Origin of the sequence: Caulobacter henricii (assembly GCF_001414055.1) — a bacterium.
Classification (GTDB): domain Bacteria; phylum Pseudomonadota; class Alphaproteobacteria; order Caulobacterales; family Caulobacteraceae; genus Caulobacter; species Caulobacter henricii.
Map to the genome: position 1 here is coordinate 164,071 of NZ_CP013002.1, position 15,667 is coordinate 179,737.

Sequence of the window (15,667 nt, forward strand, 5' to 3'; positions counted from 1 at the left end):
ACCGCTATGGGTTACCGGGTCGCCGTGGTCGGCGCCACGGGCAATGTTGGCCGTGAGATGTTCAACATCCTCGAGGAGGTGAAATTCCCCGTCGAGAAAATGCACGCCATCGCCTCTCGTAAATCCATCGGCGTCGAGGTCTCGTTCGGCAACCAGATCCTGCGCTGCGAGGACCTGGAGCAGTTTGACTTCTCCAAGGTCGACATCGTGCTGATGAGCGCCGGCGGGTCGATCTCCAAGGCCTGGGGCGAGAAGATCGGCGCGGCCGGTCCGATCGTGATCGACAATTCCAGCCACTTCCGGATGGATCCGGACGTGCCGCTGGTGGTGCCGGAGGTGAACCCCGATGCGGTGGATCACCTGCCCAAGAACATCATTGCCAATCCCAACTGCTCGACCGCCCAGCTGGTCGTGGTCCTGAGCGCCCTGCACAAGGAAGCCAAGATCAGGCGCGTCGTCGTCTCGACCTACCAGTCGGTTTCGGGGGCGGGCAAGGAAGGCATGGACGAGCTCTGGGACCAGACCAAGGGCGTGTTCGTGCTGGGCGCGCCGCCGCCCAAGAAGTTCACCAAGCAGATCGCCTTCAATGTCATCCCCCACATCGACGTCTTCATGGACGACGGCTTCACCAAGGAAGAGTGGAAGATGACCGTCGAGACCCACAAGATCCTCGATCCGGCCATCAAGCTGGTCGCTACCTGCGTGCGCGTGCCGGTCATGGTGGGTCACTCGGAGTCGGTGAACATCGAGTTCGAGACTGCCCTGGACGAAGATGATGTCCGCGAAATCCTGCGCGATACCGACGGCGTCGTGGTCGTCGACAAGCGCGAGGACGGTGGCTACATGACGCCGAAGGAAAGCGCCGGCGAGTTCCCGGTCTATGTCTCGCGCATCCGCAATGACCCGACCGTCGAGCACGGCGTGGCCCTGTGGTGCGTGGCCGACAACCTGCGCAAGGGCGCGGCTCTGAATGCTGTGCAGATCGCCCAGCTTCTGCACGAAAAGGGTCTGATCAAGCAGAAGCTCCCGGCCTAGGATATCGCCCGCTACAATCGGGTGGAAGTTTCAGGGGCTCCCGGGGCAAACCGCTCCGGGAGCCCTTCTCATCTTGGACTTAAGGACGACGCCATGTCGGCGGACTTGAACCCGCGCCCGGAAGAAGCCCGGACCGCCCTCATCGCCGCCCTGGGTTGCTACCTGCTGTGGGGCTTCCTGCCGCTCTATTTCCATCTGCTGGCCAGCCTGGGTGTCGGCTCATGGGAAATGATCGCCCATCGCACCCTGTGGTCCGCGCCCTGGGCCTTCCTGGCGGTTTTGCTGGCCCGGCAGGCCGGCCAGGTGGCGTCGGTGCTGCGCCAGCCGCGCACCCTGGCGATTCTGGCCTGCTCGACAGCGGCCATCTTCATCAACTGGTCGATCTATGTGTTCGCGGTGAACGCAGGGCAGGTGATCGAGGCCAGCCTGGGTTATTACATCAATCCCCTGATGAACATGGCCGCCGGGGCCCTGCTGTTCCGCGAACGGATCAGCCGTGAGGGGGCGATCGCCATCGGCCTGGCCGTGATCGGCGTCGCGATCCAGACGGCGGCCCTCGGCCATTTGCCGGTGATCTCATTGGGTCTGGCCCTGAGTTTCTGCGCCTACGCCATCCTGCGCAAACAGGTGAAGGCCGACGCCCAGACGGGCCTTTTCATTGAGTGTGCCTATCTGGCGGTGCCGGGGCTGATCTATGTCCTGCACCTGCAGTCGACGGGAGCCGGCCATTTCGCCGGCGGGGCCAGTGTGACGACCCTGCTACTGCTGGCCGGTCCGGCTACCGTGGTGCCCCTGGCGCTCTTTGCCTGGTCGGCGCGCCGCATGCCGCTCAGCGCCATGGGCTTTCTGCAGTTCCTGGCTCCCAGCATCCAGTTTCTGGTCGGGATCGCCCTGGGGGAGGCCCTCACACCCTTGCGGGCCCTGTCCTTCCTGTTCATCTGGTTAGGTGTCGCCGTGTTCGCTTACGGGGCCTGGAAGCGGACAAGGGCTGTGGCCAAGGCCTAGGCTCCTATTGCCCCTGATGGCGTCATCAGGGGCGTGCGACCTGGGCTCTAGATCGAGGCGTAGGCCGCCTCGATCAGACGGACGGCGCGGGGATCGCCGATCAGGGCGCTGCCCTGCTTGTTCATCACATAGGCCCCGGACACCCCGCGTGCCGGATCGGCGAAGGCGCAGGAGCCGCCCCAGCCGGAATGTCCGAAGGTCTCGGGATTGGGGCCGTAGAAGAAGTTCGGCGTATTGCGCATGAAACCTGCGCCCCAGCTGATCACGAACGGCAGGACCAGGTCCTGGCCGACGATGCGCTCGGCGGTGGCGGCGCGAATGCCGGCCGGGGTGATCGGGGAGCGCCCGTCGAGCGTGCCGCCACAGGCCAGGGCCCCCATCAGTCGGGCCAGGGCCGGGGCGGTGGCATGGCCGTTGGCCGAGGGGATCTCGACCCGGCGCCAGTCGGCCGTGCCGCGTCCGCCCGGGGCGGCCCACGGTGTCAGGAAGGCGGCCTTCACCGCGTCATTGATCTCACCGAACCTGGGCAGGGCCGAGGGCCGCATCAGCTCGGCGCAGCGGTCGTGCTCGCTGTCGGGCAGGCCGATCCACAGGTCGAGGCCCAGCGGCTCGCAGAGGTCTTCGCGCAGGGCCGTACCCATTGTGCGGCCATCGACCCGGCGGAAGATCTCCCCGGCCAGATAGCCATAGGTCACCGGGTGATAGCCGCTGGCCGAGCCGACCGGAAACAGCGGGGCCATGGCCGCCAGCTTGGCGCAGGTGGCCTCCCAGTCGAACCAGATGGCCGGATCGGTCTCGTCGGGGAAGCCTGACAGGCCGGCCTGATGCGACAGGGCCTGCTCGACCGTGATGGCGGCCTTGCCGTTCTGGGCGAACTCGGGCCAGACGTCGGCGACGGGCTGGTCATAGGCCAGGCGGCCCTCGTCCACGAGGCGGGCGACCATCAGGGCGGCGACCGCCTTGGTGGTCGAGAACAGGGCCGTCAGGGTGTCGGGGCCGAACGGCTTCGTACGCTGGCGGTCGGCAAAGCCGCCCATCAGATCGACAACGATCTCGCCGTCGATCGCGAAGGCAAAGCGGGCCCCGAGTTCGCCGCCGTCTGCGAAATTGGCCTCGAAGGTCTCGCGGACCCGGGCGAACCGGTCGGGACAGGTTCCGGAAATCTCGACGGTCATCAGGGGATTCTCTAGGCGAGGCGCTCGATGCGCACCGTGGGCGAGGTCTGCTTGATCCGTGCGCCCATGCCGACGATCGGCAATTCCGGAGCGTTCCAGATATTGGCGGCCGTCACCGTCTCGGCCACTCCGCCGACGGCGCGTGCCAGACCATAGGACAGGGTCTGGCCCTCGAGGATGGAGGCCGCATAGAGGGCGGTCAGAAGGTCGCCGGTTCCGCTGGGCGAGCGATCCATCTTGGCGTGGGCGGCCAGCCAGGCCTCCTTGCGGTCGGCCAGGACGACGCCGATCTCGGCCCCTCTTTGTACGGAGGAGACCAGGGTCGGCTTGCCGAGCAGGCGCGCGGCGCGCATGGCCGACTGCGGATCTCGCGCGTCGGCACCGGTCAGCTTCTGCAGTTCCCAGGCGTTGCAGGCCACGACATCAGCCCGCGGGATCAGTTCGGCGGCGATCGCTTCGGCGACTTCGGGGAGGACATAAAGGCCCTTGCCGGCATCACCCATGGTGGGGTCGACGACAATCGCCGGCTTGCGGCTGGCGGCTCCGTCACGGGGCGCTTCGCGCACGGCGTCTATGGCCCGGGCGGCCGCTCTCACCTGGGCGGCGCTGGCGAAATAGCCGGTGATGACAATGTCGGTCAGGCCGAACAGGCCATTGGCCTCCATGCCGTCGAGCATGCCTTCCAGCACCTCGATCGGCACCGGCGCGCCACCGGGCACACCCCAGCCGGGGTGCCGGCCGAACAGGACGGTCGGGACGACCATCGAGTCGATACGGAACTGCACCAGAGCGGTGGCCTGGGCCGAAGCCCCGACCCGGCTGCCGGCGACATGGCTGGAGATGATCAAGGCAAGCGGCATGGCAAGCGGCTTAGCGGACGATGGCGGCCTTGAACAGGGTGACGTGCTGTCAAAACAAAGGGCCCGCTGCGGTGCAGCGGGCCCTCGTTCGATTTTAGGCGAAAAGCGACCTAGTAGCGGTAGTGATCCGGCTTGAACGGGCCGTTTTCCGGGACGCCGATATAGTCAGCCTGATCCTTGCGCAGGGTCGAGAGCTTGGCGCCCAGCTTCTCCAGGTGGAGGAAGGCGACCTTCTCGTCCAGGTGCTTGGGCAGAGTGTAGACCTGGTTCTCGTACGAGGCCTTGTTGGTCCACAGTTCGATCTGGGCCAGGGTCTGGTTGGTGAAGCTGGCGCTCATCACGAACGAGGGGTGACCCGTCGCGTTGCCCAAGTTCACCAGACGGCCTTCGGACAGCACGATCAGCTTCTTGCCGTCCGGGAATTCCACGTGGTGGACCTGCGGCTTGATCTCGTCCCACTTGTAGTTGCGCAGGGCGGCGATCTGAATCTCGCTGTCGAAGTGGCCGATATTGCAGACGATGGCGTTGTTTTTCATCGCCCGCATGTCGTCCAGGGTGATGACGTCCTTGTTGCCGGTGGCGGTCACGAAGATGTCGGCCTTGCCGGCGACGTCCTGCAGGGTCTGGACCTCGTAACCTTCCATCGCCGCCTGCAGGGCGCAGATCGGATCGATTTCGGTGACGATCACGCGGGCGCCGCCCTGACGCAGCGAGGCGGCCGAGCCCTTGCCCACGTCGCCATAGCCGCAGACCACGGCGACCTTGCCCGAGAGCATGACGTCGGTGCCGCGACGGATGGCGTCGACCAGGCTTTCGCGGCAGCCATAGAGGTTGTCGAACTTGGACTTGGTGACGCTGTCATTGACGTTGATGGCCGGGAACGGCAGGTCGCCCTTGGCCGCCATCTGGTACAGGCGGTGGACGCCCGTGGTGGTCTCTTCCGACACGCCGGTGATGGCTTCGCGGATCGCGGTATAGAAGCCCGGCTTCTCGACCAGGTACTTCTTCATCACCGCATAGAGGGCTTCTTCTTCCTCGTTCTGCGGGTTGTTGAGGATCGAGGGATCCTTCTCGGCCTTGGGGCCCAGCACGCAGAGCAGGGTGGCGTCGCCGCCGTCGTCGAGGATCAGGTTCGGATAGCCGCCGTCGTGCCACTCGAAGATCTTGTGGGCATATTCCCAGTACTCGACCAGGTTCTCGCCCTTGAAGGCGAACACCGGCACGCCCGAGGCAGCGATGGCGGCCGCGGCGTGGTCCTGGGTCGAGAAGATGTTGCAAGACGCCCAGCGGACTTCAGCGCCGAGGGCGGTGAGGGTCTCGATCAGGACGGCAGTCTGAATGGTCATGTGCAGGCTGCCGGCGATGCGGGCACCCTTCAGAACCTGAGCCGGGCCATACTCGGCGCGGGTGGCCATCAGACCGGGCATCTCGGTCTCGGCGATGGCGATTTCCTTGCGGCCGTAATCGGCGAGCGAGATGTCCTTGACGATATAGTCGGCCACGGTCGGCTCCTGCGGTCGGTGAATGTCTTGCCGGCCTTATACAGCGCGCGACCCTTCTGGGCAATTAACGCATAAAGATATCTTTATATGCAGCGCAATCACCAGAACGGCCTGGCTTCAACAAAGGCTTTTCGGGCCTTGCAGGCGTCGCGCAGCAAGGCGGCCTCATCAGCGCCGTCCGCCAGGCTGGCGGCGGCCAGCTGGGCTTCGGTATCGCCACTGGCCGAAGCTACGCCTTCGACCAGGCCGCTGCGGACATGCAGGTCGTTGAGGCGGCCCAGGGCGTCCTGAAGGGCCTTTGCAGCCTCGATGAACCGGTCCGCCCGTTTGGGATGCTCCGGGAACAGGGTCGACAGGTCGGCTGCGGCGTAGCGGAGAACCTTGCCCTTCAGGCGCAGGCGGTGCCGGGCCTCGGCGTTCATGCGGTGAAGGTGCTTGCTCTTTTTGACGAGACCCATGCGCAGATGGTCGAGCAGAGCCGCAGCAAAGTCTGTGGCGGCCTGGTCGCGGTCGCTGGCCAGGTCCGGTGTGGCGGTCCAGGCTCCGGCCTCAAGCCAGGCGGCGGTCTCCAGCATCAGGGCGCGAGCGCGCGGGCTGACGAGGGCAGCCTCCATGCGCAGATAGGCCTTGGCCTGGGCCGCCAGCAGGGCCCGGCCGAGGGCTGTCGCGCCATTGGCCTGGAGGTCCTGGCTAGCGGGCTGCCAGACCTCGGTAATGAAAACATCCAGTTCCCGGGCCAGATCCAGCTCGCCCGACAGCCATTTGAGTTCGGCGTCAATCGCCTTGGCGTCAGGTCCTGCAGATAAGGGCCTGAAGGCCTTGAGCAGGGCCCGCATACGTCGCGCGGCCACCCTAAGCTGATGAACCCCTTCGGGGCTCGGCCGCTCCCGCAGGGCTTCGACATTGCCGCAGAGTTGGGCCAGGGCCGCGCGTCCTACCGCCTGCAAGGCCTGAGCGGTGGTGAAGTCAGGGCTCAAGACCGCCGGTGACCGACTCAAGGTCGTTGCGGGTTTGTCCGGCAAGGCCAGATCGTAGCCACGCTCGGCCTTGCTGACCAAGGACAGACGCAACGAAACCCGCCCCGCCAATTCCCGCGCCAAGTCAAACAGGGCGTCCGGCGTACCGGCCTTGAGCTCAAGTTCAAGTTCGCAGACCTGGGCGCGCCGCGTTTGGCCAATCAGTTCGCCCCGGTCCACGACGGCCTCGATCAAGGTTTCGCCGCGCCGGATCATGCGCACCTTGCGCTCGACCTGGGTGGTGAAGACCGGACTCAGAGGCTGGTCCTTGACCACGCCGGCGGCCGGTGTGGTCGCTAGGGCTGTGCTGTCCGGCCCCGGGCCGACGATAGAGGTTTCCCACTCGCCGCGGGAAAAAACGCCCCCGGCCGAGGCCGATTTCAGGGTCTGTTTGCGACCGCCTTCGCCGTCGCGAACCCGGAGGCCAAAACCCGCTTTGCGCAGGGCGTGATCGGCCGTGTCGAAATAGGTGGCGGTCAGCTGGCGAACGTGGCTTTCGCCGTCCAGCAGCGCCAGGATGTCTTCGGCCGCTTCGGGTGCGATCAGGAATTTCAGCTCGATTTCTCGATCCATGTTCCTCAGTTCCAACCCTGCCGGACGCCAGGCGCGCCGATCAGCACCAAAGGCCTATGACGGAGCGGCGGCGACTTGCCAAGCCGTCAGACCCGGTTCAAACGTGCGCGCCATGACGCAAATCCCTACCGCACAACCCCGTCACGATTGGACCTTGCCGCAGGTCGAGGCTCTTTTCGACCTGCCCTTTATGGAGCTGGTGTACCAAGCCGCAAACGTTCACCGCGCCTGGTTTGATCCCAGCGAAGTTCAGCTCTCGCAGCTTTTGTCGGTCAAGACCGGCGGCTGTGCCGAAAACTGCGGCTATTGCAGCCAGTCGGCTCACTTCAAGACGGGTCTGAAGGCCGAGAAGCTGATGGAGGCCGATGATGTCATCGCCAGGGCCCGTGCGGCGCGGGACGGTGGTGCCCAGCGCTTCTGCATGGGCGCGGCCTGGCGCGAGCTGAAGGACCGCGATCTGCCGAAACTGGCGGCCATGATCGGTGGCGTAAAGGCCCTGGGGCTGGAGACCTGCGCCACCCTTGGCATGCTGACCGCCGATCAAGCCCGCGACCTGAAGGCAGCGGGTCTCGACTACTACAACCACAACCTCGACACCGGTCCCGAGTACTATGCGGACGTCGTGACCACCCGCACCTATCAGGACCGTCTGGATACCCTGGCTCATGTGCGCGATGCGGGCATGAGCACCTGTTGCGGCGGCATTGTCGGCATGGGCGAGACGCGCCGTGACCGGGCCAGCCTGCTGCATCAACTGGCCACCCTGCCCAGCCATCCCGACAGCCTGCCGATCAATGGTCTGGTGCCGGTCAGCGGTACCCCTCTGGGCGACAAGGTCCTGAAGGCGGGCCAGATCGACTCTCTCGAGTTTGTTCGCACCATTGCCGTGGCGCGCCTGGTCTGTCCCAAGGCGATGGTGCGGCTTTCGGCCGGCCGCGACAGCATGAGCCGGGACCTGCAGGCCCTTTGCTTCCTCGCCGGTGCCAATTCGATCTTCGTCGGGGGCAAGTTGCTCACCACGCCTCTGCCGGGTCAGGATGAGGACAGCGCCCTGTTCCAGGACTTGAACCTGAGGCCGATGGGCGTGCACCCCACCCCGGAGTCGGTGGCCGCGGAATAGGGTTTTCCGCCACGTCCCTGGCCGAAGTCGGGGCCGCTTGGCCGCGCTCGCCGAGTGATGCAGCTCGTCGGCGTTCGAGCATAGGCTCTGAAGGGCCGGGCCTAGTAGGGCAGGTTATCCGCCGGGGGCGAGGTCGATTCCGGGACCTCGGCGCTGGGGCCGTCCGGGGTGGCTGACGGGTCGATCAGTTCGCCGATCGGGTCTTCGCCAACGATCGGCGGCGGTTCGATGACACCGCCCGGGATCGGGGTGGACTTCAGGCGCGGCAGGGCAGCGGTCATGAAGTTGCGCCAGATCTCGGCCGGTGCACCGCCACCGGTGACCCTTTTCATCGGTGTGTTGTCGTCCTTGCCGGTCCAGACTGCCGTGACGAAGCCGCCGCTGTAACCGACGAACCAGGCATCGCGGTAGTCGCTGGTCGTTCCGGTCTTGCCGGCGATGTCATAGCCGGCGACCTTTGCACGCGTGCCCGTGCCCGAGATCACCACCTGGCGCATCATCTGGTTCATGTACTGCAGGGCCGGCGAGCCGATCACCGCCGGGCGGGCGGTCTTCTCGACACCGTGGTCGTAAAGCACCTTGCCGCTGGCGGTCCGGATACGCTCGATGCCGTAGCCCTTGGCCAGGAAGCCGCCGTTGGAGAAGGGGGCATAGGCCTGGGACATTTCCAGAGGGCTGACCTCGACGGCCCCCAGGGCCATGGAGGGATCGAGCTGGATCTTGCTGGCTATGCCCAGCCGCCGGGCCGTTGAGGCCACATTGCTGGTGCCGACCTCATTGGCCAGGCGGGCCGCAACGGTATTGATCGACTGTGCCAGCGCCGTCTGCAGGGTAATCGGACCCAGATACTTGTTGGTGTAGTTCTTGGGTTCCCAGTCGCCGATCTTCACCGGCTCATCGGCCACGGTGAGATTGGGCGTGCGGCCCTGCTCCATGGCCGTCAGATAGACAAACGGCTTGAAGGCGCTACCGGCCTGACGACGGGCGGTGGTGGCACGGTCAAACTGGGTTTCGCCATAGTCAGCACCGCCGACATAGGCACGGATGCGGCCCTCGCCGTCGATGGCGACCAGGGCAGCCTGCTCGACCCCCTGTTTGATATGGCCGTCGACCCCCAGCTTGACCGAACGCTCGGCAGCCACCTGGATCGGCAGGTCGAGGGTCGTCTCAACGACCAGGTCCTCGGTCGGCTCCCCAACGAGGGACCGCACCTGGGCGTCGACATAGTCGGTGAAATACTGGGCACGCTGATTGGCCAGGGTGGCTGAAACCCGCACCGGTTCGCTGATCGCCGCTTCCATTTCGGCGGCGGTGATGGCCTTGATCCGGACCATCTCGTCCAGAACGATGGTGGCGCGGCGGGCCGCACGCTCGCTGGCCGAGACCGGCGAATAGCGGGTCGGGGCCTTCATCAGCCCCGCCAGCAGGGCGGACTCGCCAATGGTCAACTGCGCGGCCGGCTTGTTGAAATAGCGCTGCGATGCCGCCTCGATGCCATAGGCACCGGCCCCGAAATAGACCCGGTTCATGTAGAGGGCGAGGATCTGCTTCTTGGAGAACTTCAGCTCCAGCCAGATGGCCAGGATCAGCTCCTGTCCCTTGCGGCGATAGTTCTGGGCCGGGCTCAGAAACAGGTTTTTCGCCAGCTGCTGGGTAATGGTCGAACCGCCACGCTGCGGCCCGTCATGGGTCAGGTTCCAGGCCATCGATCGGATGATGCCCCAGGGGTTGAACCCGAAGTGATGGTAGAACTGGCGGTCCTCGATCGCGACGAAGGCGGCGGGCACATATTTCGGCAGGGCGTCGATATCGACCGGCGGCGCATACTGGCTGCCGCGAACGGCCAGCAGGGCCCCCGAGCGATCCAGGTAGTTGATCGAGGGCTGGCGCTTGACGTCATAAAGCTTGGACGTGTCGGGCAGGTCGCTGGCGAACACGGCAAAGAAGGCAACGATGAAGATCAGGCCCCAGATGCCGAGCACAGCACTCCAGTAGAGAGCCGCCTGCAGCGGGGTGCGTTGCGGCTTCGCCGGCCTGTTCCCGCCGAAGGTACCGTTGGCCATGTCGTCTCTATCCCTGGGTGCGTCGAAGGGCGCGCGCCAGCGTCCCGTTTAGCCGAAGCCCACAAAACGCGCGACAAGATTGACGAGAGGTGAACGCCGGGTGCGGTGCCGCATTCCAATCCTGCCTAGGCCATGGCCCATAGTGGGGTATGGCCCGCGCAAGCGAGCACCGGCGAGGAATGGCTTGGCGCTGACCATCCCCGCTGTCACAAGTCCGCCGTGCCTTCGATTGTTGATTCCTCCCCCCTCGATACAGCGCGCGACGTGCTGCGCCGCACCTTCGGCCATGCCGATTTCCGGGGCCTGCAGTCGGGCGTGATCGGCGAGCTGTTGGCTGGGCGCAGCGCCATGGCCGTGCTGCCGACCGGCGGGGGCAAGAGCCTCTGCTACCAGATCCCGGCCCTGATTCGCCCGGGCCTGGGTCTTGTCGTTTCGCCGCTGATTGCCCTGATGGCCGACCAGGTCGCGGGCCTGCAGCAGGCCGGCGTTGCGGCCGAGCGGCTCGACTCCAACACCCTGCCGGACGAGCGACAGGCGATCTGGCGACGGATCGAGGAGGGCCGGCTGGACCTGCTCTACCTGTCGCCGGAAGGTCTGATGCAGCCGTCGATGCTGGACCGACTGTCGAGACTCAACCTGGCCCTGGTCGCCGTCGACGAGGCCCACTGCGTCAGCCAGTGGGGCCACGACTTCCGGCCCGAATACCGGATGCTGGGGCGCATCGCCGAAGTCTTCCCCGCGGTTCCGCGCCTGGCGGTCACCGCCACGGCCGATGCCCGGACCCGCGATGACATCCGTGCCGAACTGCGCCTGGAGGGCGCGGCCGAATTTGTCGACAGCTTTGCCCGTCCCGAGCTGGCCCTCAGTGCCGAGCGCAAGCGCGGCAAGGGGCACGACCGGGTCGTTGAGCTTGTGCTGGAGCGTCCGGGCCGGGCCGGGGTGGTCTATGCCGGTAGCCGGGATTCCACCGAGAAACTGGCCGAAAAGCTGATCGCCGAGGGCGTTCCGGCGCTCGCCTATCACGCCGGGCTCGACAAGGGCGTGAGGGCCCGCCGGTTGGAAGAGTTCCTGGAGGCCGACGCTGCCGTGATGGTGGCGACCATCGCCTTCGGCATGGGGGTCGACAAGCCCGACGTCCGCTTCGTGATTCATGCCGATCCCCCGGCCGCCATCGAGGCCTATTGGCAGGAAATCGGCCGGGCCGGGCGCGATGGCCAGCCGGCCGAAGGCATTACGCTCTATGGCTCAGCCGACATGGCCTGGGCCAGCAAGCGGATCGAGGCCCGCGAGGCCCCCGATGAGGTCCGGCAGGTCCAGAGCCGCAAGCTGCGCCAGTTCTATGCCATGCTCGAGGGGCTCACCTGCCGGGCGGCCGCCGTCCGTCGCTATTTCGGCGAGGAGGGCGTGGCCCGCTGCGGGGTCTGCGACATCTGTACCTCGCCGCCGAAGGGCGTCGATGCCAGCGAGGCCGCCCAGAAGGCCCTGTCGGCGGCCCATCGTCTGGGCGGACGTTTCGGGCGTGGCCGGCTGATCGATCACCTGCTGGGCAAGACCAAGGACGTCACGCCGCAGGAGGCCCAGATGTCGACCTTCGGCATCGGCCGCGAGTTCAGCCCCGCCACCTGGCGCGACCTGCTCGACACCCTGGTCTTCGAGGGCCTGCTGCGCGAGGATCCCAATGATGGCCGGCCCCTGATCGGCCTGGGCGAGGTCGAGGGCGTCAAGGCGGTCTATCGCGGCGAGCGCAAGGTCAGCCTGCGCCAGCAGGTCGAGGCGTCCGATCCGGGCACGCGCTCCGGTGCGCCGCGCAAGCGCCGCGAGGGCAAGGCCCTGACCGTGCCGCTCGAGAACCAGGCCCTGTTCGAGGCCCTCCGGTCCTGGCGCAAGGAACAGGCCCAGGCCCAGCATGTGCCGCCCTATGTGATCTTCCACGATGCCACCCTGGCCGAGATCGCCGCTGCCCGGCCCTCAAGTCTTCCCGCCCTGGCCAAGGCCGGCGGGGTGGGGCAGGGCAAGCTGGACCGTTATGGCGAGGCCGTGCTGAAGGTGGTTCGCGACAATTAGAGCTGGTCGGCCTTGACGCCACTGGCCCGCATGGCGCCCAGCCGCGCAAAGCCCAGGGTCAGGGCCTTGCGCCGGGCCGGGGCCAGGGGCGCGACCGGTGCCTCGCGGACCACGGCACCGCCGAAGCCATCGGCGACGATCAGGCCCGGTTCCTCCGGCAGGACGCCTTCCGGGAAATGCGGCGCGACCGCGAAATAGAAGGCGTCGCAATAGGGCCCATAGTCCGGCCATTTACGATCGATGCGGAAGTCCTCGAGGCTGGACTTCACCTCGACGATCAGCAGGTCGCCCTTGGGGCCCAGGGCCATCAGGTCGGCGCGCCGGCCATTGGGCAGGGTCACCTCGGCCAGGGGTGCATAGCCCAGCGACACCAGGAACCGCGCCGTCCCGCGGGTGACCGCATCGGTGGTTTCGGGCCGCGAGGGCCGCAGGTCGATCACGACGTCCATGTCGTGATCCTGTTCCAGCTTTGTTCGCAGATCAAGCCCGGGCGCCAGAGCGTCTTCCGATAGGTGTGAAACGGTTATCGGATCGAAAAACGCTCTAAACTTCTGATTCAGAGCCCTTTTCGTCCGACCCTGATGACGCCATCAGGTCGGAAAGGGCTCTAGGGAGCGGGCTGCTTCGTCGGCCGCAGCATCGTCACGTCATAGCCGAGCGCCTTGGCCCGGGCGGTGAGGGCCTCACGTTCAAGGTCGGTCGGCGGCTGGCGGGTCAGGAGCCAGAGATACTGGCCAGAGCCCTCGCCGACGATGCTCCAGCTGTAGTCCTCGGCGTGGTCCATGACCCAGTAGTCGCCCCAGAACGGACCGAAGAACGACACCTTGAGCTTGGCATTGCTGGCCGTATCGACGACCCTGGCCTTGCCCTCGGCGGTCCTGACCGGCCCGTCGACCGCGCCGTCGCGGCAAGTGTTCAGAACCCGGATCAGACCGTCGGGCCGCTTTGAATATTCGGCGGTGACGCCTTCGCAGCCCTTCTGGAACCGCATGTCATAGCGGGCGACCTCGTACCACTTGCCCAGATAGCGATCGAGCACGACGGCCTTGGCCGGCTGGGGCGGGCGGGGATTGCCGACGGGCCCTCCGACGCAGGCGCCGAGAGACAGGAGAAGCGGAAGGGCGATCAGGGCGGCGCGCATGGCGACTCCGGTTGGGGCAGGGCGGACCCGCGACGGTCTGGAACGCCCCCGCAGATGAGGACGCCCCGCCTGAAACGCAACGCGCCCCGCCGCAGTGCCGGCGAGGCGCGTCCAGATCCGGTTGTGTCCGTCGCCTATTCGGCGGCGATACTGACGGCGGTGACCGGCCGGTCCTTGAAGTTGATGGCCTGCAGGTGGCGGATGCCTTCCTCGGCGATGTCGTCGCCGACCATCCGGTCTCCCTCACCCTTCAGTTCGTCGATGTCGACATACATGGCGTAGAAGGCCTTGGTGCGGTCGGTGATGATGCCGGCATTGAGCAGGGTCTTGACCAGCACGCGGAAGATGTTGGTCTGCTCCTTCATGTTCTCACGACGGACATCGTCGGTCATGATCTTCCCGTATTCCTCGACCACCTTGTTGGGATCCAGGCCAAATTCGGCATAGAGATCCAGCTGCTGGTGCGGTGAGACGAGGTTGAACAGCAGGGTCTGGAAGCAGTGCGCCGCCCAGTCCTCGATGATCGCATGCTCTTCAGGCGACAGCTTGGGCACGGTGCGGTCCGCCCAGATCTTGCCGAACTTGTGGTGGAAGGCCTCGTCGGTCATCACCAGCTGCAGCATCTTCTTACCCACCGGGTCATTGATGTGCATGTAGAAGGTGGCGAAGGCCCCCATGGCCAGACCCTCGACCAGCATCTGCATGCCGATGATCTTCTTGTAGACCTCGGGCGCGCCGATGATCTCGACCAGCAGGGTCTTCAGGGCCGGGCCGCACTCGACCGGCCGGCCCCAGCGGGCCTTGATATATTTGGCGAAGGCCGTGACGTGGCGGGCCTCTTCGCGGGTCTGGTTGGCGGCATATTCCTGCGCGCCCTGATCCTTGAGCACGTGGCAAAGCGAGGCCGAGAGGTTCAGCGCCCCCTGTTCGCCATGCAGGATCGACGAGAAGCTGCGCAGGACCGACTGGTTGATGAAGCGGATGCGCGTCTTGGGATCGCTGAGGTGGTTGGAGACGTAGTCGGTCGACAGGGCGATGACCATTTCTTCGGGAACCAGGGCCTGGTTCTCCATGTCGAAGGGCTCGTCAAAATCGATATAGGCCTTGTCGAGCGGATCCCAGAAATGGTCATGGGTCGCCGAAATGATCTTGTCGAAGGCGGTGGAGCGGTTGTTGTAACGGTCCAGCTCCAGCATCGCTACGAAGTCGTCCGGCGCCACGGCGTCGTACATGGCGTCCTTGGTGATGTTCTTGTCGGTCATGGGAGCTCCTCCGGTGGCCAGGGTCGGGGCGGGTCTTGCGCCGGCTCCCAACGATCTAAACACTGTCAACTCAATCTCGATCAGGGGTCAAATTAAAAGTGACGGGCGCGTCAGGTTCGCTTGGGAGGTGACATGGTCCAGCCGCTGAACATCTTCATCCTCACCGGCGCCGGCATATCCGCCGAGAGCGGCCTGAAGACCTTTCGTGATTCCGACGGTCTGTGGACCCAGAACGATCTGGCCCAGCTGGCGACGCCGGAGGGCTTTGCCCGCGACCCGGCCCGGGTGCGCGACTTTTACTCCGCGCGCCGCAAGATCCTCGAGATCGCCGCCCCCAACCTTGCCCATATCGCCCTGGCGCGGCTGGAGAGGGAGATGACCGCCCTGGGCGGCTGGGTCTTTCTCTGCACCCAGAATGTCGATGACCTGCACGAAAAGGCCGGCAGCCGCCGGGTCATCCACATGCATGGCGAGCTGACCCGCACCCGCTGCACCCAGTGCTCGGGCGACTGGAGCGACCGGAAACCGCTGACCGCTGACCAGGTCTGTCCGGAATGCGGGACGATCGGCGCGACCCGGCCGCATGTCGTGTGGTTTGGCGAACTGCCGATGCACATGGCCCAGATCAACCAGGCCCTGGAAGAGGCCGACCTGTTCGTCGCCATCGGCACCTCCGGCTCGGTCTATCCCGCCGCCGGCTTCGTGGCCGAGGCCCGGGCCCTGGGCATCCCGACCTGCGAGATCAATGTCGCCCGCTCGGACAATGCCCACGCCTTCGACCGGCGGATCTATGGTCCGGCTACGGAAAAGGTCAGCCAGTGGGTGGGTGAGGTGCTGGGGGATTGAGGCGG

General features: G+C 65.9%; 13 protein-coding genes. 5 read left to right on the forward strand and 8 right to left on the reverse strand.

All coding sequences use genetic code 11. From position 1 onward, the window contains the following. Positions 1 to 6: 6 nt before the first annotated feature. Positions 7 to 1,035, forward strand: a complete 1,029-nt coding sequence (locus AQ619_RS00750; RefSeq protein ID WP_062142870.1) for an aspartate-semialdehyde dehydrogenase — start codon at positions 7 to 9, stop codon at positions 1,033 to 1,035. A 93-nt stretch (positions 1,036 to 1,128) separates the two neighbouring features. Next, positions 1,129 to 2,040, forward strand: coding sequence for an EamA family transporter RarD (gene rarD / locus AQ619_RS00755; protein WP_378109287.1), 912 nt, complete (start codon positions 1,129 to 1,131; stop codon positions 2,038 to 2,040). Between the two features lie 47 nt (positions 2,041 to 2,087). On the opposite strand, the gene AQ619_RS00760 is transcribed toward rarD, so the two are convergent. The 4 genes from AQ619_RS00760 to AQ619_RS00775 all read right to left on the reverse strand — a co-directional run bounded on the left by AQ619_RS00760 (position 2,088) and on the right by AQ619_RS00775 (position 7,166). Beyond that, positions 2,088 to 3,215, reverse strand: a complete 1,128-nt coding sequence (locus AQ619_RS00760; RefSeq protein ID WP_062142873.1) for a serine hydrolase domain-containing protein — start codon at positions 3,213 to 3,215, stop codon at positions 2,088 to 2,090. Between the two features lie 11 nt (positions 3,216 to 3,226). Next, on the reverse strand, positions 3,227 to 4,075 hold the full coding sequence (locus tag AQ619_RS00765) for a pyridoxal kinase (RefSeq protein WP_062142876.1): 849 nt from the start codon (positions 4,073 to 4,075) through the stop codon (positions 3,227 to 3,229). A 110-nt stretch (positions 4,076 to 4,185) separates the two neighbouring features. Then, positions 4,186 to 5,577: an adenosylhomocysteinase gene (gene ahcY, locus AQ619_RS00770; RefSeq protein ID WP_062142878.1), complete on the reverse strand. Its 1,392-nt coding sequence runs from the start codon at positions 5,575 to 5,577 to the stop codon at positions 4,186 to 4,188. Between the two features lie 98 nt (positions 5,578 to 5,675). Beyond that, entirely contained in the window at positions 5,676 to 7,166 is a 1,491-nt protein-coding gene (locus tag AQ619_RS00775) for a CYTH and CHAD domain-containing protein (RefSeq protein ID WP_062142881.1), read from the reverse strand. A gap of 112 nt (positions 7,167 to 7,278) precedes the next feature. Between AQ619_RS00775 and bioB the strand changes: the two genes are divergently transcribed. Beyond that, complete coding sequence (gene bioB, locus AQ619_RS00780; protein WP_062142884.1) at positions 7,279 to 8,286, forward strand: biotin synthase BioB; 1,008 nt, start codon at positions 7,279 to 7,281, stop codon at positions 8,284 to 8,286. Positions 8,287 to 8,387: 101 nt separating this feature from the next. Here bioB and AQ619_RS00785 read toward each other — a convergent pair whose 3' ends face one another. After that, positions 8,388 to 10,349, reverse strand: a complete 1,962-nt coding sequence (locus tag AQ619_RS00785; RefSeq protein WP_062142887.1) for a transglycosylase domain-containing protein — start codon at positions 10,347 to 10,349, stop codon at positions 8,388 to 8,390. Between the two features lie 219 nt (positions 10,350 to 10,568). Here AQ619_RS00785 and recQ point away from each other — a divergent pair, with 219 nt between their 5' ends. Then, positions 10,569 to 12,413: a DNA helicase RecQ gene (recQ, locus tag AQ619_RS00790; protein WP_236849509.1), complete on the forward strand. Its 1,845-nt coding sequence runs from the start codon at positions 10,569 to 10,571 to the stop codon at positions 12,411 to 12,413. On the opposite strand, the gene mmcB is transcribed toward recQ, so the two are convergent. From mmcB to AQ619_RS00805, 3 genes are all read right to left on the reverse strand, one after another. Beyond that, positions 12,410 to 12,862, reverse strand: coding sequence for a DNA repair putative endonuclease MmcB (gene mmcB, locus AQ619_RS00795; protein WP_062142893.1), 453 nt, complete (start codon positions 12,860 to 12,862; stop codon positions 12,410 to 12,412). The genes recQ and mmcB overlap by 4 nt on opposite strands. A 158-nt stretch (positions 12,863 to 13,020) precedes the next feature. Continuing rightward, the gene (locus AQ619_RS00800) at positions 13,021 to 13,554 is read right to left on the reverse strand and encodes a lipocalin family protein (RefSeq protein WP_062142895.1); all 534 of its coding nucleotides are present in this window, start codon (positions 13,552 to 13,554) and stop codon (positions 13,021 to 13,023) included. Positions 13,555 to 13,688: 134 nt separating this feature from the next. Further along, positions 13,689 to 14,816, reverse strand: coding sequence for a ferritin-like domain-containing protein (locus AQ619_RS00805; protein WP_062142899.1), 1,128 nt, complete (start codon positions 14,814 to 14,816; stop codon positions 13,689 to 13,691). A gap of 132 nt (positions 14,817 to 14,948) precedes the next feature. Between AQ619_RS00805 and AQ619_RS00810 the strand changes: the two genes are divergently transcribed. Then, entirely contained in the window at positions 14,949 to 15,662 is a 714-nt protein-coding gene (locus AQ619_RS00810) for an NAD-dependent deacylase (protein ID WP_062142902.1), read from the forward strand. Positions 15,663 to 15,667 lie beyond the last annotated feature (5 nt).